At 50.5% G+C, this 24,393-nt stretch carries 13 protein-coding genes, 1 tRNA gene, 3 rRNA genes and 1 pseudogene; 7 read left to right on the top strand and 11 right to left on the bottom strand.

The window, feature by feature from the left end:
* Positions 1 to 1,200: an enolase C-terminal domain-like protein gene (locus tag AC6I4B_RS06365; protein WP_497770397.1), complete on the bottom strand. Its 1,200-nt coding sequence runs from the start codon at positions 1,198 to 1,200 to the stop codon at positions 1 to 3.
* A gap of 272 nt (positions 1,201 to 1,472) precedes the next feature.
* Between AC6I4B_RS06365 and AC6I4B_RS06360 the strand changes: the two genes are divergently transcribed.
* The gene (locus AC6I4B_RS06360; protein WP_497770396.1) at positions 1,473 to 2,840 is read left to right on the top strand and encodes a PTS transporter subunit EIIC; all 1,368 of its coding nucleotides are present in this window, start codon (positions 1,473 to 1,475) and stop codon (positions 2,838 to 2,840) included.
* 85 nt (positions 2,841 to 2,925) lie between these two features.
* On the opposite strand, the gene grcA is transcribed toward AC6I4B_RS06360, so the two are convergent.
* On the bottom strand, positions 2,926 to 3,309 hold the full coding sequence (grcA, locus tag AC6I4B_RS06355; RefSeq protein WP_497770394.1) for an autonomous glycyl radical cofactor GrcA: 384 nt from the start codon (positions 3,307 to 3,309) through the stop codon (positions 2,926 to 2,928).
* 318 nt (positions 3,310 to 3,627) lie between these two features.
* Between grcA and ung the strand changes: the two genes are divergently transcribed.
* Positions 3,628 to 4,308 (top strand): uracil-DNA glycosylase, encoded by a 681-nt coding sequence (ung, locus tag AC6I4B_RS06350; protein ID WP_497770393.1) that lies wholly within the window; start codon positions 3,628 to 3,630, stop codon positions 4,306 to 4,308.
* Between the two features lie 88 nt (positions 4,309 to 4,396).
* Here the strand turns inward: ung and AC6I4B_RS06345 are convergent, their stop codons facing one another.
* On the bottom strand, positions 4,397 to 5,476 hold the full coding sequence (locus tag AC6I4B_RS06345) for a tRNA/rRNA methyltransferase (protein WP_497770391.1): 1,080 nt from the start codon (positions 5,474 to 5,476) through the stop codon (positions 4,397 to 4,399).
* A gap of 204 nt (positions 5,477 to 5,680) precedes the next feature.
* Between AC6I4B_RS06345 and trxC the strand changes: the two genes are divergently transcribed.
* The 5 genes from trxC (at position 5,681) to AC6I4B_RS06320 (ending at position 11,394) form a co-directional block, all read left to right on the top strand.
* Positions 5,681 to 6,106, top strand: coding sequence for a thioredoxin TrxC (gene trxC, locus AC6I4B_RS06340; RefSeq protein ID WP_497770390.1), 426 nt, complete (start codon positions 5,681 to 5,683; stop codon positions 6,104 to 6,106).
* Positions 6,107 to 6,175: 69 nt separating this feature from the next.
* Positions 6,176 to 6,874: a tRNA-uridine aminocarboxypropyltransferase gene (locus tag AC6I4B_RS06335; RefSeq protein WP_497770388.1), complete on the top strand. Its 699-nt coding sequence runs from the start codon at positions 6,176 to 6,178 to the stop codon at positions 6,872 to 6,874.
* A 35-nt stretch (positions 6,875 to 6,909) separates the two neighbouring features.
* Complete coding sequence (locus AC6I4B_RS06330) at positions 6,910 to 9,561, top strand: bifunctional acetate--CoA ligase family protein/GNAT family N-acetyltransferase (protein ID WP_497770386.1); 2,652 nt, start codon at positions 6,910 to 6,912, stop codon at positions 9,559 to 9,561.
* A 108-nt stretch (positions 9,562 to 9,669) separates the two neighbouring features.
* Entirely contained in the window at positions 9,670 to 11,025 is a 1,356-nt protein-coding gene (pssA, locus tag AC6I4B_RS06325) for a CDP-diacylglycerol--serine O-phosphatidyltransferase (RefSeq protein WP_497771968.1), read from the top strand.
* Between the two features lie 42 nt (positions 11,026 to 11,067).
* Complete coding sequence (locus AC6I4B_RS06320) at positions 11,068 to 11,394, top strand: YfiM family lipoprotein (RefSeq protein WP_497770384.1); 327 nt, start codon at positions 11,068 to 11,070, stop codon at positions 11,392 to 11,394.
* 1 nt (position 11,395) lies between these two features.
* Here the strand turns inward: AC6I4B_RS06320 and AC6I4B_RS06315 are convergent, their stop codons facing one another.
* From AC6I4B_RS06315 to clpB, 8 genes and pseudogenes are all read right to left on the bottom strand, one after another.
* Positions 11,396 to 12,694 carry an MFS family transporter gene (locus AC6I4B_RS06315; protein WP_497770383.1) on the bottom strand — a complete coding sequence of 433 codons (1,299 nt, stop codon included), beginning with the start codon at positions 12,692 to 12,694 and terminating at the stop codon, positions 11,396 to 11,398.
* A gap of 402 nt (positions 12,695 to 13,096) precedes the next feature.
* Positions 13,097 to 13,211, bottom strand: a 5S ribosomal RNA gene (gene rrf / locus AC6I4B_RS06310).
* 94 nt (positions 13,212 to 13,305) lie between these two features.
* Positions 13,306 to 16,197: ribosomal RNA gene (locus AC6I4B_RS06305) — 23S ribosomal RNA — on the bottom strand.
* A gap of 218 nt (positions 16,198 to 16,415) precedes the next feature.
* A tRNA-Glu gene (locus tag AC6I4B_RS06300) sits at positions 16,416 to 16,491 on the bottom strand.
* A gap of 85 nt (positions 16,492 to 16,576) precedes the next feature.
* Positions 16,577 to 18,105: ribosomal RNA gene (locus AC6I4B_RS06295) — 16S ribosomal RNA — on the bottom strand.
* The 16S, 23S and 5S rRNA genes sit together here with 1 tRNA gene alongside, the layout of an rRNA operon.
* A gap of 441 nt (positions 18,106 to 18,546) precedes the next feature.
* Positions 18,547 to 18,774 (bottom strand): annotated as a pseudogene (locus AC6I4B_RS06290) (IS3 family transposase); the annotation flags it as partial.
* Positions 18,775 to 18,973: 199 nt separating this feature from the next.
* A complete protein-coding gene (gene opgB / locus AC6I4B_RS06285) occupies positions 18,974 to 21,286 on the bottom strand; it encodes a phosphatidylglycerol--membrane-oligosaccharide glycerophosphotransferase (protein WP_497771966.1) in 2,313 nt (770 codons plus the stop codon).
* 444 nt (positions 21,287 to 21,730) lie between these two features.
* Positions 21,731 to 24,304 carry an ATP-dependent chaperone ClpB gene (gene clpB / locus AC6I4B_RS06280; RefSeq protein WP_497770381.1) on the bottom strand — a complete coding sequence of 858 codons (2,574 nt, stop codon included), beginning with the start codon at positions 24,302 to 24,304 and terminating at the stop codon, positions 21,731 to 21,733.
* Positions 24,305 to 24,393: the final 89 nt, after the last annotated feature.

Raw genomic sequence — 24,393 nt, 5'->3', positions numbered from 1 at the left:
TTATGGGGTGTGAATCGCCCCATCCGGCAGGCGGCTTTGCGTCCACTCATGCGGGCGATACACCACCGGATGCGCCAATGCCAGCGCTTCATCAAATTCAACCCCAATCCCCACTGCGGTAGGCGGATAAATAAAACCATTTTGCACCGTCGGTGCACCAGGGAATACCGCATCAGTAGTGGCGGAACGAGGGATAAACTCCTGAATCGCCGCATTGTGCAGATGAATATTGAGATGCGTATTCACCGCAACACCTATTGGCGTCATGTCTCCAGGCCCATGCCAGGCCAAACGCACACCGAAAGCCTGGCACAGCACCGCCAGCTTCAGCGCTGGAGTAATGCCGCCAATTTGGGATATATGGCAGCGGATAAAATCAATTTGCCGGTTAACGATTAAATCATGCCACTCAGCCGGATTGTTAAACAGCTCGCCCATTGCCAGCGGCACGCTGCTCTGCTGGCGAATTTGCGCCAGCCACGGGCTTTGCTGCGGTGACAAAATATCTTCGATAAACCACGGTTGATAAGGCTCTAACTGTTTTGCCAACTGGAGCGCTTGCTGTGGGAACAGGCGTTCGTGCACATCATGCAGGATATGGAAACGATGACCATAGCGCGCACGTAACAGGCGGAACATTTCCACGGTATTGCGTACGTATTCGTCCTGATCAAACCATGCACCTGGCGTTGGGTTATCAGGCGTGTGCATCTCGCGGGGCGTGCCGCCATAGAAACCAAGCTGGCAGCGAATATGGCGATATCCCTGTTCCAGCAGGTGATCGACGGCAACAAAAAGTTCATCCGGCGTTTCACCGCTGGCATGTGTATAGGCCGCGATAGCATCACGGGATTTGCCCCCTAATAGCTGATACAACGGCATTCCCGCCAGTTTGGCTTTGATATCCCACAGCGCCATATCGACACCGGCAATGGCGTTGTTCATCACTGGGCCATTACGCCAATAGGCATTGACGTTCATCATCTGCCACAAATCTTCGATGTTATTGGCATCACGGCCAATGAGCAGTGGTTGCAGATAGTCGTCCACCAGCGTTTTTACCGCCAGCGGGCGCTGCTGGAAGGTCGCACAGCCAAGCCCCACCGTTCCGTTGTCAGTCGTGACGCGTACCGTTACCAAATTATGGCGGTCAGGACGGGTGATAAAGCATTCAATCGCAGTAATCAGCGTAGGTTTCACAGAAAGCTCCCTGTGGAAAATAAAATAAGACTCTAATTATCTTCACCCTATTTTTAGGTGTCGGTAAACCTTTTTATTAAATAATTTTTTTGGTTCAAAAACACCGTCATTTATATTTAAAAAACGAACCAATTTATAAAAAACAGGCCATACATGCCGCTATATATAGTAAATTGTGATTATCATCATGTTTTATTGGTTTGTTTTTATTGCTTTGCTTACTTACCATTCAGCGACACAAAGAAAACAACAACCTTATCGCAGGAGCCATTATGGGGACGCAAGAGGCTATCAACAGAATTATTAGTTTGGTGGGTGGCAAGGGGAATATAAATAAAGTCTGGCACTGTATGACCCGATTACGCTTTGATTTAATTGATGATAATAAAGTAGCGCAGGATGAAATTAAGCAACTGCCTGGCGTATTGGGCGCGCAACTGCAAAGCGACCAGTTTCAGATAATCATCGGCCCGAAGGTGAACAACTGGTATGAGCTACTGCTGGAAGCATTGGGTCAACAGACACAAGCAACACCGGCGGGAAAAACCAAAGAGCGCAAAAGTCTGGTGTCGCTGTTTATGGATACCGTCTCTGGGGTGTTTGGCCCGATAGTGCCCGCCATTGCTGGCGCGGGAATGATCAAAGGCCTGCTGGCAGGGCTGATTGCCCTCAAATTGGTATCACCAAAAAGTGATACGGTGATGATAATCGACCTTATCGCCAGCGGTGTTTTTTATTTTCTGCCATTTTTCCTCGCAGTCTCGGCGGCAAAAATCTTTAAAACCAATGAATATCTGGCGGCTGCCGTCGCTGCTTGCCTGATGTATCCAACGCTTATCGATGCCGCGAAAGCGCTGGCAACGCATCAGGCCGATGCGGTTTCAGCGCTCTGGCTATTCAACGCCATTCCCGTTTCGGTGTTTAACTATGCGTCCAGTGTGATCCCCGTGATCTTCTCGATTCTGGCGCTGAAATACATTCATCAGGCCGTTGATCGGATCATGCCTGAAGTGCTGAAAACCGTCTTTACGCCAACGCTGACCCTTTTCCTGGGCGCACTCGCCGCGCTGGTGATTATCGGGCCAATCGGTATCTGGCTGGGTAAAATGCTGGCGTGGTTTATTGAAGGGTTATTTGGCGTCTCCGCCAGTTTTGCCGGGTTAATTGTCGGTGCGATTCGTCCGGTGGCGGTTCTGACCGGTATGCACCACGCGATGACGCCGATTGCTCTGCAAAACTTTAGCGATCGCGGTTACGACATGCTGATGCCGATGATGTTCATGGCGAATATGGCGATTGCTGGGGCGACCTTTGCGATTTGGCGGTTAAACAAAGAAAACCGAACGGTCACTCTGTCGGCGGCGATTTCGGCACTGCTGGGAATTACCGAACCGGCGCTATTCGGTGTGCTGACGCGCTACAAAAAAGCGTTTATTGCGGCAACCATTGCCAGTTCACTGGCTTCCGCCTTTATCGCTTTCTTTGGTGTGCGTCTGTATGGCTATATTTTATCGAGCATTTTCAGTCTGCCCGCCTATATTGGCCCTTATTTTGTCTTCGCGATTTCCGGCGTCGTTATCGCGCTGGTTCTCTCCTTCACGCTGACCACAATCCTGGTCGGTCGCGAACAGGCCAAATAAAAAAATACCCCCGCAGGATTGCTGCGGGGGTATTGCTGTCCTGGTGCTGGACGCTTTAGTGCGTTAGCGTCTCGTCACTGAAAAATTACAGGCTTTCAGTAAAAGTACGAGCGATAACGTCGCGCTGCTGCTCTGGGGTCAGAGAGTTAAAGCGCACGGCATAACCGGAAACACGGATAGTCAGCTGCGGATATTTTTCTGGGTGCTCAACCGCATCCATCAGAGTTTCACGGCGCAGAACGTTAACGTTCAGGTGCTGACCACCTTCAACGCGAACTTCTGGTTTTGCTTCAACCGGGATTTCACGGTATTCGATATCGCCCAGCGCGCTAACCGCTACCACTTCATCTTCCGCATAACCCGCTTTCGCGCACAGGCAACGTGCTTCGCCTTTCTCGCTGTCGAGCAGCCAGAAAGAGTTCAGCAGGTCATTTTTAGCAGCTTTAGTAATCTGGATACCTGTAATCATTTGATGCCTCCCTAGGCTCTTTATATTCATTTTTAACCGACCGTATCGCGGCCAATTGGTAAAACCATTGTTGCTTGAGTGTATATATACCCCTCGAACACCCTTGATTCTTTGATTTAAATCAATAAAAACCACACCACGAAAGTGGTAATGAGGGAAAATACTTGTTTTGCATCAAGTTACGCATCGTGCCATCGCAAAATAATTCTGTAAATTTTCAACTTTTTTTACTCTCATCCCCTCGCTGTCCGCCATCCGATTTTGTGATGACGAAAGAAGCAGTTAAGCTATGCGCATAAAGATTCGCAGGAGAGCGAGATGACAACCCCTTTAACCTGGCACGACGTGCTGGCCGCTGAAAAACAGCAACCTTACTTTGTGAACACCCTGGCGACAGTCGCCAGCGAGCGCCAGTCTGGTGTGACGATTTATCCGCCGCAGAAAGATGTGTTTAACGCCTTTCGTTTTACCGAGCTCAGCGATGTTAAAGTGGTGATTCTGGGTCAAGATCCGTACCACGGCCCAAATCAGGCGCACGGGCTGGCGTTCTCCGTCCAGCCGGGTATTGCCACGCCGCCATCATTATTGAACATGTATAAAGAGCTGGAAGCGACCATCCCCGGTTTTACTCGCCCAACGCACGGTTATCTGGAAAGCTGGGCGCGACAGGGCGTGTTGCTGCTCAACACGGTGTTAACCGTTCGTGCCGGACAGGCGCACTCGCACGCCAGCCTGGGCTGGGAAACCTTTACCGATAAAGTGATTGCTCTGATTAACGAGCATCGCGAAGGCGTAGTCTTTTTACTGTGGGGGTCACACGCGCAGAAGAAAGGGGCCATTATTGATACCCAGCGCCATCATGTATTGAAAGCCCCTCACCCGTCGCCGCTGTCGGCGCATCGTGGGTTCTTTGGCAGTAACCATTTTGTGCAGGCAAACCAATGGCTGGAGCAACGTGGAGAGAAGCCTATTGACTGGATGCCGGTATTGCCGGAATAGCCGTTTATCAGGCCGACTGTCGTCGTTGAAATACTTCAGACATAAAAAAACCGGTAGAGCCTCTACCGGTTTTTTTTGGCCTGCGATATTACGCTTTATGCTGACGCCACCATTCGGCCAGCAGCACACCTGTCGCCACAGAGACGTTCAGGCCTTCTACCGCACGGGTTCCGTCAATCGACACGCTCATATCAGCAATAGAAGCGGCGGATTGCGCCACGCCATCACGTTCCTGACCCAGCGCCAGAACCATTTTCTTCGGCAACTCTGCTTTAAACAGCGGAGTACCACCGGCGTTGCTGGTTGTCACAATGGCATAGCCCGCATCGCGGAACTGTTCTAAGGCTTCGATAAAGCTATCGCCGGTAATGGGTTGCACGTGCTCAGCGCCACCTTCAGCAGTACGGATAGCGGCACCGGATTCCACCAGCGCAGCGTCCTGCAATACCACACCTTTTACGCCAAAGTGCGCACAGCTACGGATCATCGCGCCGAGGTTATGCGGGTTGCCTGCGTCTTCCAGTGCCAGTACGCAATCATCTTCACCGCTGTTTGCGACCCACTGCTGTACGGTTGTGCCGTTACGCTTTTTAATCAGGAAGCAAACGCCGCCGTGGTGTTCCGTACCAGAGGCTTTCGCCAGCTCGGCCTCATCGACCACGTGATAGGCTTTACGGTTAGCCGCCATCCAGCGCAGCGCTTCTTTAAAGCGTGGCGTAACGCTCTGCAAGAACCAGGCACGGACGATAGCATCCGGGCGGCTCTGGAACAGGGCCTGGCAAGCATTTTCACCGTAGACACGGGTTTCTTCTGCGCGCTGACGGCGCAATACTTCTGGGTCGATAAAACTTTTACCGCTAATGCCGCCGTGGTCTGGCTTCATTTCGGTTTCGTCGCCCGGTGCACGGGAGACGGTACGCCATGGTGAGCTGTCGCGCCCGGTATCGCGGCTACGATCGCGGTCGCGGCCACGTTCACGCCCACGATCGCTGTTCGCGCCGTTTCTCTCTTCACGGGCAGGACGACGACCACCTTCGGCACGGGATGTACCGGGGCGACCACCACCTTTGCCGGTACGTGGATTTTGGGTGCGTTTGTCCGAGTCATCGTCACTGCGGACGTACATCACTTTGACCTTGCCGTTTTTGTTTTTCAGTTCGTCGCTCATGTTTTTCTCCACCTGCGCTGCGCGAAGCGCGCAGATTACCTGATGTGTTAGCGCTTAGCCATTACTTCATAAAAAAGACCACGACTATTGTACCCATTGGATAAAACGCATTGTTGATTAATACAGTCTCGTTGATAATGCTTAACATTATAGAAACATTCGGCAACATTGCCGTTCTGCAACATGATGACCCAGAGGTGAGTTATGAATACCGTTTGTGCCCACTGCCAGACGCTTAATCGCATTCCTGAAGCGCGTATTAATGAAGCGGCAAAATGTGGACGCTGTGGTGAAGACTTGTTTGATGGTGAAGTTATCAACGCCACAGACAGCACGCTGGATAAACTGCTGAAGGACGATCTCCCGGTTGTCGTCGATTTCTGGGCTCCGTGGTGCGGCCCTTGTCGCAACTTTGCCCCGATTTTTGAAGATGTCGCGGAAGAACGTAGCGGCCAGGTGCGCTTTGTTAAAGTGAACACCGAAGCGGAACGCGAGCTGAGCGCCCGTTTTCGTATTCGCAGCATCCCTACAATTATGATTTTCAAAAATGGCGAAGTTATCGATATGCTCAACGGTGCAGTACCGAAAGCCCCGTTCGATAGCTGGCTGAACGAAGCACTTCAAAACTAATGCTGACGGGGCGCATCTTGTGCCCCGTATTCACCTCTGCGACAATGGCGTTTTTACCGTACAACTTCCATGATTGATAACGCCGTTCTTCGGTTGCGCGCCGAACGCCTTGCCCGCGCGACTCGTCCTTTTCTTGCCCGTGGTAACCGGGTTCGTCGCTGCCAGCGTTGCCTGCTCGTTCAGGGCTACTGTCTGTGTAACACTATTGTTCCGCATCCGGCAAAAAGCCGCTTTTGCCTTGTCATGTTCGACACAGAACCGATGAAACCCAGCAATACTGGTCGCCTGATTGCCGATATTTTACCGCAAACCGAGGCTTTTCAGTGGTCGCGTACTGAACCACCGCAGGCACTGCTTGATTTGGTGAAAAACCCAGATTACCAGCCAATGGTCGTTTTCCCCGCGTCCTATGCCGAGCCGGAGCGCCAGATTCTGAGCGCACCGCCTTCAGGTAAACCGCCGCTATTTATTATGTTAGACGGAACCTGGCCCGAGGCGCGAAAAATGTTCCGTAAAAGCCCGTGGCTGGATAATCTGCCGCTAATTTCCGTTGACCTTTCACGCGTGTCGGCCTATAGCCTGCGTGAAGTCCACGCTGAAGGGCAGTATTGCACCGCTGAAGTAGCCATCGCACTGCTGGATTTAGCGGGTGATACCGGCGCAGCCTCGGCGTTAAGCCAGCACTTTACCCGTTTTCGTGAAAACTATTTGGCAGGAAAATCTAACCATCAGGGCAACATCACAACCACGACGGTAGAAAACGTTTAAACTCATAACGTCACTGTCGTGGAAGGAAAACCGGTATGAGTCAACGTGGGCTGGAAGCACTCCTGAGGCCAAAATCGATTGCGGTTATTGGCGCGTCGATGAAACCCCAGCGAGCCGGTTTTTTAATGATGCAGAATCTGCTGCGCGGTGGCTTTGCTGGCCCCGTCCTGCCGGTTACACCAGCCTGGAAGGCAGTGCTCGGGGTGTTGGCCTGGCCGACCATCGAAAGCCTGCCGTTCTCGCCAGATCTTGCGGTGCTGTGTACTCATGCCAAACGCAATCTGGCGCTATTAGAGGCGTTAGGTGAAAAAGGGTGCAAGACCTGCATCATACTCTCCTCCCCTCCTGACCAATTCAGCGCTCTGCAAGAATGCGCCGCTCGCTATCAAATGCGTCTGCTCGGGCCAAACAGCCTGGGGCTACTCGCCCCCTGGCAGGGGTTGAACGCCAGCTTTTCACCCGTACCTATTCGTAAAGGCAAGCTCGCGTTTATCTCGCAGTCTGCTGCCGTCTCCAACACTATTCTGGATTGGGCACAACAGCGTGAAATGGGCTTTTCCTACTTTATTGCGCTGGGCGACAGCCTGGATATTGATGTCGATGACCTGCTCGACTATCTGGCGCGAGACAGCAAAACCAGCGCGATCCTCTTATATCTTGAACAACTCAGCGATGCCCGCCGTTTTGTCTCGGCTGCACGTAGTGCCTCGCGTAACAAGCCAATTCTGGTGATTAAAAGTGGACGTAGCCCCGCAGCCCAGAGGCTGTTACAGGCTAATTCCGGTATGGATCCAGCGTGGGATGCCGCCATTCAACGTGCCGGTCTATTGCGGGTGCAAGACACCCATGAGCTATTTTCCGCCGTCGAAACGCTGAGCCATATGCGCCCATTGCGCGGTGAACGGCTGATGATCATCAGCAACGGCGCAGCCCCTGCCGCACTGGCGCTGGATGAACACTGGGCACGTAACGGCAAGCTGGCAACCCTTAGTGAAGAGACACGACAACAGCTACAACAGCTACTGCCGGATAGCGTAGAGGCTAACAACCCGCTCGATTTGCGCGATGATGCCAGCGTTAACCACTATTTATCGGCGGTCAACGTGCTGCTCAATAGCCCGGATCTTGATGCACTGATGGTTATCCATTCCCCCAGCGCGACCGCAACCGGAACGGAAAGCGCCGTAGCACTGATTGATCTCATCAAAAAGCATCCGCGCAGCAACTATATCAGCGTGCTCACCAACTGGTGTGGCGAGTATTCATCCATCGAAGCTCGCCGCCTGTTTAGCGATGCCGGAATCCCTACCTATCGCACGCCGGAAGGGACAATTACCGCTTTTATGCATATGGTGGAGTATCGACGTAACCAGAAGCAACTGCGGGAAACCCCAGCGCTGCCGCACAGCTTAACGGCCAATACCACACAGGCGCACGAGCTATTGCAACAGGCCATCGACAACGGTATCACCGCGCTGGATACCCATGAAGTCCGCCCTATTTTACAAGCCTATGGCCTGAGCACACTGCCAACCTGGATTGCCGCCGATAGCACAGAGGCAGTGCATATTGCCGAGCAGATCGGCTACCCTGTGGCGCTGAAACTGCGCTCGCCGGACATCCCGCATAAATCAGAAGTTCAAGGGGTTATGCTGTATTTGCGCACCGCCGCCGAAGTCCAGCAGGCCGCAGACGCGATTCTTGACCGCGTACGGATGACCTGGCCGCAGGCACGTATTCATGGACTTCTGGTGCAAAGTATGGCGAACCGCGCCGGAGCTCAGGAGTTGCGTGTGGTGGTCGAACACGATCCGCTATTTGGGCCGCTGATTATGCTGGGTGAAGGTGGCGTCGAGTGGCGTGCCGAAGATCAAGCCGCTGTCGCCCTTCCGCCGCTCAATATGACACTGGCGCGCTATCTGGTGATTCAGGCCATTAAGAGTAAGAAAATTCGTGGGCGTAGCGCTCTGCGTCCGCTGGATATTGCTGGTTTGAGTCAATTACTGGTGCAGGTTTCTAACCTGGTGGTGGATTGCCCGGAGATCCAACGCCTTGATATTCATCCCTTGCTGGTATCCGGCAGTGAATTTACGGCACTGGATGTCAGCCTGGAGATTGCACCATTCAGCGGTTCCAGCGAAAGTCGGCTGGCCATTCGCCCCTATCCACAGCATCTTGAAGAGTGGGTGACGATGAAAAATGGTGAGCGTTGTCTGTTCCGGCCGATTTTGCCGGAAGACGAGCCGCTATTGCAGCAGTTTATTGCGCAGGTCACTAAAGAAGATCTTTACTACCGTTATTTTAGTGAGATCAATGAATTTACCCATGACGATTTAGCCAATATGACGCAGATCGACTACGATCGAGAAATGGCTTTTGTCGCCGTATTCACGATGGGCGATCGCACCGAGATCTTAGGCGTGACTCGCGCCATTTCCGATCCCGATAATATTGATGCGGAATTTGCCGTATTGGTTCGTTCCGATTTAAAAGGTCTTGGGCTTGGCGGGCGGTTGTTAGAAAAACTGATCGGCTATACCCGTGACCACGGTTTGCAGCGGCTTAACGGAATTACCATGCCCAACAATCGCGGGATGATTGCGCTGGCGCGGAAACTCGGTTTTGAGGTCGATATTCAGCTGGAAGATGGCATCGTCGGGCTATCGTTACGGCTAAGTGGTGACTAAGTTGCTGGAAATGCTGCCCTTACCCGACAGAGATGGTATCATTGACCGCTTACGTCGTCTGCCTGGTACAGAGGACCCTTCACTAAACCAGAGAAGAAACGCACTGTGATGTTGTCAAAATTTAAGCGTAATAAACATCAACAACACCTTGCCCAACTACCCAAGCTTTCACAGTCTGTTGATGATATTGAGTTTTTTTATGCTCCAGCAGATTTCCGTGAAGCTCTGCTCGCAAAAATCGCCAGCGCCACGCAGCGTATTTGTATCGTCGCGTTATACCTCGAACAGGACGATGCCGGAAAGACGATTCTGCAAGCCCTGTACGATGCAAAACGCCAGAAGCCGGAACTTGATGTCCGGGTGCTGGTTGACTGGCATCGTGCACAACGTGGGCGCATTGGTGCTGCTGCATCCAATACAAATGCTGATTGGTACTGCCGTACCGCCGAAGAGAATCCGGGCGTAGACGTTCCGGTTTATGGTGTTCCGGTAAATACTCGCGAAGCACTCGGCGTTCTGCATTTTAAAGGCTTCATTATCGATGACTGCGTGCTGTACAGCGGCGCCAGTATCAACGACGTTTATCTGCATCAGCATGATAAATATCGCTATGACCGCTATCACTGCATTCGCAACGCGCAGATGGCAGATATCATGTTTAACTGGGTGTCGCAGAATCTGGTTGAAGGGCGCGGCGTTAATCGCCTGGATAATAGTGAACGGCCAAAAAGCCCGGAAATTAAAAATGATATCCGCCAGTATCGCCAGGAGTTACGCGATACGGGATATCACTACCAGGGCAACGCCAGCGAGGACGAACTCACCGTGACGCCTCTGGTTGGCTTGGGCAAATCGAGCCTGCTGAATAAAACCATTTTCCACCTGATGCCGTGCGCCGAAGAAAAGCTCACCATCTGCACGCCATACTTCAACCTTCCCGCCCTGCTGGTTCGCAATATCATCCGCCTGCTGCGTGAAGGGAAGAAAGTCGAGATCATCGTCGGCGATAAAACGGCAAATGACTTCTACATTCCAGAAAATGAGCCGTTCAAAATTATCGGCGCGCTGCCATACCTGTATGAAATTAACCTGCGCCGCTTCCTGAGCCGCTTACAGTATTATATTAATACTGACCAACTGGTGGTACGTCTGTGGAAGGACGGGGATAACAGCTATCACCTGAAAGGAATGTGGGTCGATAATGAATGGATGTTGCTTACCGGCAATAATCTTAACCCACGCGCCTGGCGGTTGGATCTGGAAAATGCGATCCTGATTCACGATCCGAAAAAGCAGCTGGCTTCAATGCGCCAGAAAGAGCTGGAGCTTATCCGCCAGCACACTACGGTAGTGAATCATTATCGTGACCTGCAAAGCATTGCAGACTATCCAGTGAAGGTACGAAAACTGATACGTCGCCTGCGACGCATCCGTATCGACCGCTTAATCAGCCGTATCCTTTAAATAATAGCCTCGTTCCTACGGGGCTTTTTTTCAGGACTCACTATGCCACGCATTTATCTTCTCTTTGCTATCCTCGCACTTAGCGGCTGTAGCCATATGGCAAACGATCGCTGGACAGGCCAGGATAAAGCGCAGCACTTTATCGCCTCTGCCATGCTCGCCGCCGCAGGCAACGAGTACGCCCAGCATCAAGGCATCAGCCGTGACCGCAGTGCCGCGATAGGCTTTATGTTTTCAGTGAGCCTTGGGGCGTCCAAAGAATTGTGGGACAGCCGCCCCGAAGGAAGCGGCTGGAGCTGGAAAGACTTCGCGTGGGATGTTGCCGGAGCCACAACCGGCTATACGGTGTGGCAACTGGCACAACACTAATCTACAGACGTAAGCCCTTCCCTTTACGGTGCAGCTTGAGCGATACCAGGAACGCCAGTGCAGTCATCACGGTAACGTACCAGAAGAAAGCCGTTTCAATGCCAACCGATTTCAGCGACAGCGCGACATACTCCGCCGAACCACCAAACAACGCATTAGCAACCGCATAAGACAGGCCAACCCCCAACGCACGAACCTGAGCCGGGAACATCTCGGCTTTCAGAATACCGCTGATAGAGGTGTAGAAACTGGTAATCAGCAACGCACACATCACCAACACAAAAGCGATGTACGGAGATGAAACGCTCTGCAACGCGGTGAGGATAGGAACCGTAAATAACGTTGCCAGTGCGCCGAAACATAGCATTGACGTACGGCGACCGACTTTATCTGACAGTAAACCAAATAACGGCTGAACCAGCATGTAGACAAACAGCGCGGCAGTCATGATGATGCTGGCAACATTGGCGCTCATTCCGGCGGTGTTAACTAAATACTTCTGCATGTAGGTGGTAAAAGTGTAGAAGCTCAGCGAGCCAGCAGCCGTGAAACCGAGCACCATCAGAAAGGCTTTGCGATTACGCCATAATCCTTTAAACGACCCCGCTTCTTTGAGCGTCCGCGTCTCTTTTTGTGATGTTTCATCGAGTTGGCGGCGCAGCCATAATGCAACAATCGCCAGTACCGCGCCTAAGGCGAATGGAATGCGCCATCCCCAGGCGTGGAGATCTTCACTGCTGAGCACGTTTTGCAATATCACCACGACCAATACAGCCAGCAGTTGCCCGCCAATTAACGTCACATACTGGAACGAGGCATAGAAACCTTTGCGTCCTTCAACGGCGACTTCACTCATATAGGTGGCGCTGGTGCCATACTCGCCGCCTACCGAGAGCCCCTGGAACAAACGAGCCAACAGCAGCAAAGCTGGTGCCCACGTACCAATAACGGCATAGCCGGGTAAACAGGCTATCACCAGAGAGCCAAAGCACATCATGCATACAGAGATGAGCATTGAGACTTTACGGCCACGGCGATCGGCAATGCGGCCAAATATCCAGCCACCGATTGGGCGCATCAGGAATCCTGCGGCAAAGACGCCAGCCGTCTGAAGTAATTGAGTAGTGGTATTTCCTGAGGGGAAGAAGATGTGGGCAAAATAAAGGGAACAGAATGAGTAGACATAAAAGTCAAACCATTCAACAAGGTTCCCCGAAGATGCCCCGACTATCGCCATGACGCGACGGCGAGTATCGCTGTCTGTAAGCGTCCTTTCTGGGGTCACACTGGTTACAGCCATTTGCTAACTCCTGTCAAAAGCGATCTCCTGCCTTTACGAGTGCAACTACACGCGTAGACAGATATTTAAGTAAATAAAATGTTATATAATTGTTATGTCTAAATTAGTGATCGAAATCACACATTTCATTAGCAAGATCACGATTTAGGGTTAACTGTTGCAGGGAAGGAAGTAAAAAAGATGAAATTGTGAGCGGACGCATCAAGTGACACAGCAGACGCTGCATGCAGTAAAACATGGAATGGGATTACCGGTGCTTTTCTGAATGTAGGCCGGATAAGGAGTTACGCCGCCTTCCGGCAACGCTGAGCACCGCCCGTCACCGCTGATGCCGCGCTTTCTGACCTGTTCTGCACACGCAAAAAAGCCCATCCGGCAGGATGGGCTTCTTCACTAATTGATGCCTGGCAGTTCCCTACTCTCGCATGGGGAGACCCACACTACCATCGGCGCTACGGCGTTTCACTTCTGAGTTCGGCATGGGGTCAGGTGGGACCACCGCGCTACTGCCGCCAGGCAAATTCTGTTATCAGACCGTTTTTCACGTTCTGATGTTATCTGTATCAAGCTGAATTTCGATGTCTCTTTCGCCAAAACATCTTCGGCGTTGTAAGGTTAAGCCTCACGGTTCATTAGTATCGGTTAGCTCAACGTATCGCTACGCTTACACACCCGACCTATCAACGTCGTAGTCTTCAACGTTCCTTCTGGACTCTCAAGGAGTCAGGGAGAACTCATCTGGGGCAAGTTTCGTGCTTAGATGCTTTCAGCACTTATCTCTTCCGCATTTAGCTACCGGGCAATGCCATTGGCATGACAACCCGAACACCGGTGATGCGTCCACTCCGGTCCTCTCGTACTAGGAGCAGCCCCCTCAATTCTCCAGCGCCCACGGCAGATAGGGACCGAACTGTCTCACGACGTTCTAAACCCAGCTCGCGTACCACTTTAAATGGCGAACAGCCATACCCTTGGGACCTACTTCAGCCCCAGGATGTGATGAGCCGACATCGAAGTGCCAAACACCGCCGTCGATATGAACTCTTGGGCGGTATCAGCCTGTTATCCCCGGAGTACCTTTTATCCGTTGAGCGATGGCCCTTCCATTCAGAACCACCGGATCACTAAGACCTGCTTTCGCACCTGCTCGAGCCGTCACTCTCGCAGTCAAGCTAGCTTATGCCTTTGCACTAACCTCCTGATGTCCGACAGGATTAGCTAACCTTCGTGCTCCTCCGTTACTCTTTAGGAGGAGACCGCCCAGTCAAACTACCCACCAGACACTGTCCGCAACCCGGATTACGGGTCTACGTTAGAACACCAGCCATTAAAGGGTGGTATTTCAAGGTTGGCTCCACGCAGACTGGCGTCCACGCTTCAAAGCCTCCCACCTATCCTACACATCAAGGACCAGTGTTCAGTGTCAAGCTATAGTAAAGGTTCACGGGGTCTTTCCGTCTTGCCGCGGGTACACTGCATCTTCACAGCGAGTTCAATTTCACTGAGTCTCGGGTGGAGACAGCCTGGCCATCATTACGCCATTCGTGCAGGTCGGAACTTACCCGACAAGGAATTTCGCTACCTTAGGACCGTTATAGTTACGGCCGCCGTTTACCGGGGCTTCGATCAAGAGCTTCGCGTTACCGCTAACCCCATCAATTAACCTTCCGGCACCGGGCAGGCGTCACACCGTATACGTCCACTTTCGTGTTTGCACAGTGCTGTGTTTTTAATAAACAGTTGCAGCCAGCTGGTATCTTCGACTGAGTTCAGCTCCACGAGCAAGTCGCTTCACCTACCATCAGCGTGCCTTCTCCCGAAGTTACGGCACCATTTTGCCTAGTTCCTTCACCCGAGTTCTCTCAAGCGCCTTGGTATTCTCTACCTGACCACCTGTGTCGGTTTGGGTACGATTTGATGTTACCTGATGCTTAGAGGCTTTTCCTGGAAGCAGGGCATTTGTTACTTCAGCACCGTAGTGCCTCGTCATCACATCTCAGCGTTAATAAGATTCCGGATTTACCTGGAACCTCCGCCTACATGCTTAAACCGGGACAACCGTCGCCCGGCTAACATAGCCTTCTCCGTCCCCCTTCGCAGTAACACCAAGTACAGGAATATTAACCTGTTTCCCATCGACTACGCCTTTCGGCCTCGCCTTAGGGGTCGACTCACCCTGCCCCGATTAACGTTGGACAGGAACCCTTGGTCTTCCGGCGTGCGGGTTTTTCACCCGCATTATCGTTACTTATGTCAGCATTCGCACTTCTGATACCTCCAGCAAACCTCACAGTTCACCTTCAACGGCTTACAGAACGCTCCCCTACCCAACAACACATAGTGTCGCTGCCGCAGCTTCGGTGCACAGTTTAGCCCCGTTACATCTTCCGCGCAGGCCGACTCGACCAGTGAGCTATTACGCTTTCTTTAAATGATGGCTGCTTCTAAGCCAACATCCTGGCTGTCTGAGCCTTCCACATCGTTTCCCACTTAACTGTGACTTTGGGACCTTAGCTGGCGGTCTGGGTTGTTTCCCTCTTCACGACGGACGTTAGCACCCGCCGTGTGTCTCCCGTGATAACATTCTTCGGTATTCGTAGTTTGCATCGGGTTGGTAAGTGGGATGACCCCCTAGCCGAAACAGTGCTCTACCCCCGAAGATGAGTTCACGAGGCGCTACCTAAATAGCTTTCGGGAGAACCAGCTATCTCCCGGTTTGATTGGCCTTTCACCCCCAGCCACAAGTCATCCGCTAATTTTTCAACATTAGTCGGTTCGGTCCTCCAGTTAGTGTTACCCAACCTTCAACCTGCCCATGGCTGAATCACCGGGTTTCGGGTCTATACCCTGCAACTTAACGCCCAGTTAAGACTCGGTTTCCCTTCGGCTCCCCTATTCGGTTAACCTTGCTACAGAATATAAGTCGCTGACCCATTATACAAAAGGTACGCAGTCACCCCATAAAGAGGCTCCCACTGCTTGTACGTACACGGTTTCAGGTTCTGTTTCACTCCCCTCGCCGGGGTTCTTTTCGCCTTTCCCTCACGGTACTGGTTCACTATCGGTCAGTCAGGAGTATTTAGCCTTGGAGGATGGTCCCCCATATTCAGACAGGATACCACGTGTCCCGCCCTACTCTTCGAGTTCACAACCTGTGCATTTTGGTGTACGGGACTATCACCCTGTACCGTCGGACTTTCCAGACCGTTCCACTAACACACAAGCTGATTCAGACTCTGGGCTGCTCCCGTTCGCTCGCCGCTACTGGGGAATCTCGGTTGATTTCTTTTCCTCGGGTACTTAGATGTTTCAGTTCCCCGGTTCGCCTCGTTAACCTATGTATTCAGTTAACGATAGTGCAACGAATTGCACTGGGTTTCCCCATTCGGACATCGCCGGCTATAACGGTTCATATCACCTTACCGACGCTTTTCGCAGATTAGCACGTCCTTCATCGCCTCTGACTGCCAGGGCATCCACCGTGTACGCTTAGTCGCTTAACCTCACAACCCGAAGATGTTTCGTAAAACACCATCGTGTTGCGAAAATTTGAGAGACTCGAACACACCGCTTATCTGTTCTTATTACGGAGAACAGACACAGTGTGTCGTTTCAATTTTCAGCTTGATCCAGATTTTTAAAGAGCAAATATCTCAAACAAGACTCGTGAGTCTGTTTGAGATATGACGGTCGGCGACTTTCACTCACACATACCAGCAAGTGGCGTCCCCTAGGGGATTCGAACCCCTGTTACCGCCGTGAAAGGGCGGTGTCCTGGGCCTCTAGACGAAGGGGACACTGAAGTCTCAATCGCAAGACGCCTTGCTATTTACTTTTCATCAAACAATCTGTGTGGACACTTCAACAAACGTTTCTTTAAGGTAAGGAGGTGATCCAACCGCAGGTTCCCTACGGTTACCTTGTTACGACTTCACCCCAGTCATGAATCACAAAGTGGTAAGCGCCCTCCCGAAGGTTAAGCTACCTACTTCTTTGCAACCCACTCCCATGGTGTGACGGGCGGTGTGTACAAGGCCCGGGAACGTATTCACCGTAGCATTCTGATCTACGATTACTAGCGATTCCGACTTCATGGAGTCGAGTTGCAGACTCCAATCCGGACTACGACATACTTTATGAGGTCCGCTTGCTCTCGCGAGGTCGCTTCTCTTTGTATATGCCATTGTAGCACGTGTGTAGCCCTACTCGTAAGGGCCATGATGACTTGACGTCATCCCCACCTTCCTCCAGTTTATCACTGGCAGTCTCCTTGAGTTCCCGGCCGAACCGCTGGCAACAAAGGATAAGGGTTGCGCTCGTTGCGGGACTTAACCCAACATTTCACAACACGAGCTGACGACAGCCATGCAGCACCTGTCTCACGGTTCCCGAAGGCACTAAAGCATCTCTGCTAAATTCCGTGGATGTCAAGAGTAGGTAAGGTTCTTCGCGTTGCATCGAATTAAACCACATGCTCCACCGCTTGTGCGGGCCCGTCAATTCATTTGAGTTTTAACCTTGCGGCCGTACTCCCAGGCGGTCGACTTAACGCGTTAGCTCCGGAAGCCACGCCTCAAGGGCACAACCTCCAAGTCGACATCGTTTACAGCGTGGACTACCAGGGTATCTAATCCTGTTTGCTCCCCACGCTTTCGCACCTGAGCGTCAGTCTTCGTCAGGGGGCCGCCTTCGCCACCGGTATTCCTCCAGATCTCTACGCATTTCACCGCTACACCTGAATTCTACCCCCTCTACGAGACTCAAGCTTGCCAGTTTCAAATGCAGTTCCCAGGTTCAGCCAGGGATTTCACATCTGACTTAACAAACCGCCTGCGTGCGCTTTACGCCCAGTAATTCCGATTAACGCTTGCACCCTCCGTATTACCGCGGCTGCTGGCACGGAGTTAGCCGGTGCTTCTTCTGCGAGTAACGTCAATTGCTGCGGTTATTAACCACAACACCTTCCTCCTCACTGAAAGTACTTTACAACCCGAAGGCCTTCTTCATACACGCGGCATGGCTGCATCAGGCTTGCGCCCATTGTGCAATATTCCCCACTGCTGCCTCCCGTAGGAGTCTGGACCGTGTCTCAGTTCCAGTGTGGCTGGTCATCCTCTCAGACCAGCTAGGGATCGTCGCCTAGGTGAGCCATTACCCCACCTACTAGCTAATCCCATCTGGGCACATCCGATGGTGTGAGGCCCGAAGGTCCCCCACTTTGGTCTTGCGACGTTATGCGGTATTAGCTACCGTTTCCAGTAGTTATCCCCTCCATCGGGCAGTTTCCCAGACATTACTCACCCGTCCGCCACTCGTCACCCGAGAGCAAGCTCTCTGTGCTACCGTTCGACTTGCATGTGTTAGGCCTGCCGCCAGCGTTCAATCTGAGCCATGATCAAACTCTTCAATTTAAGTTTGATGCTCGTGAATTAAACTTCGTAATGAATTACGTGTTCACTCAGAGACTTGGTATTCATTTTTCGTCTTGCGACGTTAAGAATCCGTATCATTGAGTGCCCACACAGATTGTCTGATAAATTGTTAAAGAGCAGTTGCGACGCGCTTTAGCGAACTGTCGCGAGGTGGCGTATATTACGCTTTCCTCTTTCAGAGTCAACCCTGAATTTCAGGATTTTTCTCTTCAACCGAACCGGCTATTTAGTGTGAAGTGATTCACATCCGCCGTGTCGATGGAGGCGCATTATAGGGAGTTCCCGAGAGTCCGCAACCCCTAAATTGCAGAAAAATGACTGATTGCTGCAATCCCCAGCAGAAACCCGCCTTATACCTATTTACCCACAGAGTTATCCACAAAATCAGAGTTTTCTTGATTCCACAGGCAGTTCCTGTCCTCACGACGAAGCCTTTTCAAAAGCCTCAGGGCTGGCGCCATCGAGATAATGGTGGCGTCGGGCCCGGTTATAGAACACTTCAATGTAATCAAGATATCCACTAGAGCCATATCCAGGCTTTTATATACCCGCTTTCTGATGCTTTCTTTATATGAGTAAGCTGATGAACGATTCTGCCACCACATTACCCCAGCAATAGCCACAACGGCTCATACCCGGAGCCAGATTGTACCAGCGACCTTTTTCAGGATGTCTCGTTCTACTTTACGCTCGCGCAGACCGATGGCGTATAGCACTGCCCCATTACGGCAAACTTATCCTTGAAACAGCGAGGAAAGTAGTCTGATTGCCACTGACGTTAGAGCAGGCCATGCCACTTCATTATCCAGAAACACCTCTACCCGCTGCCTGCCGCATCAGTCATATATTATTGTGGTAATACTTTCAACGTTACCAGACCAATGCCCTTGTCCTGCATACGTATCCGTCTAGCATCACGGTTTTCATCCTCTATTATTCCCTCCGTAAGGGGAGGTGTAATAACTAACTTTGATGATTTATCCATATTAGTAAAACGAACTCTTTGTGTGGTGACATCACCGCCAAAACGAATCCACTGCGTCTCGTCACCCAGCTTTACTTTACCCGGTTTACCGACACTTTCGCCAAACGCGTTCCCGGTAATCTCAATAGTGACATCAGGAGGTAACGCATTCTTAAAACTAATGGACAGTTCATTATTGACTCTCACCCCCCACGCTTCTCTTATCGCGGGAACATATTTCGCAGAAATTTTACTAATATTATCAGGTAGCCCTGATAAATTAAAAAAAACACGATCTGACTGGTAATGAATATTCTCATCGCTTCGGCGAAGGAGCATTTTTCTATCTCGATATAAATCATGCTTGCTAAACCAGAAAGGATTTTTAACTTTAAAAGAACTAAAATCAATTTCCAGTGATTTCTGTTTAATTTCCTCCACTGCAACAGTGCTACCAAGCCGACCTTCAGCCTTACACCATTGCTGTTTACCCATGTTGTCATCCAGATAAAGGACATTATTTATTTCGCCACAACGATCGATCCATATAAAATAATCGTCCTCATCATTCAGTGCTAGCTGGTTACGTAATGAGACTTGCACGGTATCTGGTTTAAACATCTCGTAACTAGAGCCTTTACCAGCGATTATAAAGGGGAAAGAGGAAGTATTACTCTCAGTCAGAATTAACTTCTCTCGTACCATATCAAGAGTTATCTTATCGGGTAACTTCAATCCCCCCCACATATTTTCAATATCATACTGCCAAGATATGAATTTACTTTCCAGATCATCAAACTTTGCGGATAATGATTGCCGTGAAAAACTACTGCGCCCCAAACCAATCGCGTTATCTCCACCTAACATATCTAGCAGAGTCGCACCATTATCCATCACATTTCTGACACTATCAATATTCCTGGCATCCGATTGATCCGCGCTAATGATAAAAAATAAATTTCTTCTTTTATTTTCATCCAGATAGTCTGTTGCAGTATTCTCCATCGCCGGATGATCAGAGGAAACGACAATAATAGTATTGGCAAACCAGGGGGAATGAATAATTTTCTCGATAAACTTCGCCAACTCTTCCTGGCTGCAATAAATCGCACTCAGGGACGGGTTTTGCTCTCCAGCATAATCATAGCGCTTACGTTGACAACTCTGTGAGACAAACCCCTTCGGTGCATGGGTATCTACGGTTAACGCAAAAAGTGCAAAGTTTTTTTTCTGCTGAGATAACGATTCATAACGTTCCCATACTTTTTTTAGCAGCGTATCATCGTAGAGTCCCCAAGCGTGTCGATAAGTACGGTCGTTTTCGTCCATATCTTGTATAAGCTCACTTAGGCCATATACTTCTTTAAAACCATGTGTGGTGAAAAAATCTCGTTTATTAGTAAAGCGTAAATCGGCTCCCTGATAAAAATAATTATCATATCCTCGTTGTTGGAGTATATCTCCCAGACATATAGCATCCGGAAAGAATTTCGTACCCGTACTGTTAATTTTATACCCCATCATCGGTAAACCACATTGTGATGCAACAATTCCACCGATAGTATAATTAATTGTACTGTAGCCTAGTGTATTACTAAAGTCTGTTGCCTGATGACGAAAAACGTCCAACTCTGCTGTCAATCGTGGGAATTTCACTTTATCAAACCAGGTAGCCTCAAGGCTTTCAGCATAAATATAGACAATGTTTTTATTATTTTTCGCTAATTCGGCTTGAGGAACATGGTAATATTCACTAAACCCCGGACCTTTATTAAGGTAAGATGGTATAACAAGCATTGCTGCTTGATAAAAAAAAGGAGAAATCGATATCGCAATGATTAATGATAAAGCTGAAAGAAAAGAAGGTAGCCAGGCTATTTTCACCATTTGCTTATTAACACGTTTCTTTTTCTTTACTGACCAGCACATCCCCAACAAAGAAAATAATATCAGCCCCCCTCCACCGATGATGCCAGAAAGATACGAATCAAAATCAGCCCCCGTCATATCGCCAGATAAGGTGCTGAGTAAGGCCATATTAATACCGTCCCCTGTATAATAGCGTATTATCAACCACGCGCCATTAAAACAAATGGTGATCCATACCATTAACATTATAACAATAAAAGATAACATTGAAGATTTATATTTAAAGTATAAATACATTGAGCCTAGCAATAGACCAAAAGAAATCATTAAACAAACAATGTATATGGACATTATAAAATGCTGACTGAGGCGTAAGATTTTTTTAGAATACAGATAAACGAATCTACCGTCAAAAACAGAAATTATTTTTCAGAAATGATTTAAATTGATATTAATGGGAAGCTGGGAAATAGTTTAAGGATAGTAACAAAAGCAGACCGCCGCCTGAGTTTGCGAGTGTTATAGATTCGGTATCCCTGTAATAGACTTCAATATGAATGGCACATGTCCCAACCCTTCGATTTCGATAAAGCGCTTAAGGCACGCCGATCGGGCCGAAGGAGAAGACATTATCCCCAGGCGGCAAAAAGAAGCCACAACGCTATGTGTTACTGCTCTCTTCAAAGCTTCACTGACAAGCATTACAGGCAGGTTTTTTCTATAGACAACAAAAAACGAGCCCCGAAGGGCCCGTTTTTGTCATTTTATGACTTACTGTACTGCCACAATCTGGTCGTCTTTGACTTCCAGGCGAATCATTTTTCCTGGAATCAGCTCGCCCGACAGGATTTGCTGCGCCAGTGGGTTTTCGATCTGCTGTTGAATAGCACGTTTCAGTGGACGCGCCCCATACACAGGGTCGTAGCCATTTTTACTCAACAAATGCAGTGCCTCATCAGAGATCTGCGTTTCATAACCGCGTTCTTCCAGACGCTGATACAAACGCTGCAACTGAATCTGAGCAATAGAAGCAATGTGCTGCTCACCCAGCGGATGGAATACCACGACTTCATCAATACGGTTAATGAACTCTGGACGGAAGTTCTGGCTCACTACGCCCAGTACCAGATCTTTCATATGACCGTAATCCAAATCGCCAAACCGTTCCTGAATCAAATCAGAACCCAGGTTCGAAGTCATAATGACAACCGTATTACGGAAGTCTACCGTTCTCCCCTGCCCGTCGGTCAGACGACCATCGTCCAGTACCTGCAACAGAATGTTGAACACATCCGGGTGCGCTTTTTCCACTTCATCCAACAGGATGACGGAGTAAGGACGACGACGAACCGCTTCGGTCAGATAGCCGCCTTCTTCATAACCGACATATCCCGGAGGCGCACCGACCAGACGCGACACAGAATGTTTTTCCATAAACTCGGACATATCGATACGCACCATAGCGTCGTCGCTGTCGAACATAAAGTTAGCCAGCGCTTTACACAGCTCGGTTTTACCTACACCAGTTGGCCCCAGGAACAGGAAGGAACCAATCGGGCGGTTTGGATCGGACAAGCCCGCACGGCTACGGCGAATCGCATTCGATACCGCTTCTACCGCCTCGTTCTGGCCAATCACTCGGCTATGCAAATCCTGCTCCATGCGCAGCAGTTTGTCGCGCTCGCCTTCCAGCATTCTTGCCACTGGGATACCGGTCCAGCGCGCCAGCACTTCGGCAATTTCCGCATCCGTCACTTTATTACGTAACAGACGCATCGTTTTACCTTCGGCTTGCGTCGCAGCTTCCAGTTGTTTTTCAAGCTCTGGAATTTTACCGTATTGCAGTTCGGACATTCGCGCCAGGTCACCAACGCGGCGAGCCTGTTCAATGGCAATTTTCGCCTGTTCCAGCTCAGCTTTAATGGTCTGCGTACCAGAGAGTGACGCTTTTTCCGCTTTCCACTCTTCTTCCAACTCTGAATATTGGCGTTCTTTATCTGCCAACTCTTCGTTCAACATGTCGAGGCGTTTTTTGCTCGCCTCATCTGACTCTTTCATTAACGCCTGCTGTTCCAGCTTCAACTGGATGATGCGGCGGTCAAGTCGGTCTAACTCTTCCGGCTTGGAGTCAATTTGCATACGGATGCTGGATGCCGCTTCATCAATCAGGTCGATGGCTTTATCCGGCAACTGACGGTCAGCAATATAACGATGCGACAGCGTTGCCGCCGCCACAATAGCTGGGTCAGTTATCTGCACGTGGTGGTGCAATTCATAACGTTCTTTCAGGCCACGCAGAATCGCGATGGTATCTTCCACCGACGGCTCTGCCACAAATACTTTCTGGAAACGACGTTCAAGCGCAGCATCTTTTTCGATGTACTGGCGGTATTCATCCAGCGTTGTCGCCCCCACGCAGTGCAGCTCACCACGCGCCAGCGCCGGTTTCAACATGTTCCCGGCATCCATCGCGCCATCGGCTTTACCCGCACCAACCATGGTGTGCAGCTCATCGATAAACAGAATGACATTGCCTTCCTGTTTTGAGAGATCGTTCAGCACACCTTTTAAGCGTTCCTCAAACTCACCGCGATATTTCGCCCCAGCCACCAGCGCGCCCATATCCAGCGCCAGTACGCGACGGCCTTTTAAACCTTCCGGAACTTCGCCGTTGATAATGCGCTGTGCCAGCCCTTCAACAATCGCCGTTTTACCGACCCCAGGCTCACCAATTAGCACAGGGTTATTTTTAGTACGACGTTGCAGCACCTGGATGGTACGGCGAATTTCTTCATCACGGCCAATGACCGGATCGAGTTTGCCCTGTTCGGCGCGTTCGGTCAGATCAACGGTGTATTTTTTCAATGCCTGACGCTGGTCTTCAGCACCCTGGTCATTCACGCTTTCACCTCCGCGCATCTGTTCAATCGCCTGAGTAATGTTAGCGGTTGTCGCCCCCGCCGATTTCAGTAAATCAGCCAGACTACCGCGAGACTCAAGCGCCGCCAGAACGAACAGCTCTGACGAAATAAAGTTATCGCCGCGTTTTTGCGCCAGCTTGTCGCAAAGATTCAGCACACGCAGCAGGTCTTGAGACGGCTGCACATCGCCACCGGTGCCTTCCACCTGCGGCAAGCGGCTAAGCGCTTGATCAAGAGCCGTACGCAACTGCCCGGCATTAATACCGGCAGAGGTTAATAAAGGACGAACCGAGCCCCCTTCCTGATTCAGCAAGGCACTCATTAAATGAAGAGGTTCGATAAATTGGTTGTCGTGCCCCAGTGCGAGTGACTGAGCATCGGCAAGAGCAAGCTGGAATTTATTGGTAAGACGATCCAGACGCATGACTCCTCCCATAATAGGTCAATTTTGCTACAGGAGATTAAATGAGGTCATCCCTCAATTATTCAAGGTTAAATGACCTATTCAATGAG

This window comes from Kluyvera fluvialis, from assembly GCF_059725275.1.
Note: the sequence above shows the minus strand (reverse complement) of the source record. Positions and strands in the feature narration are given on the sequence as shown.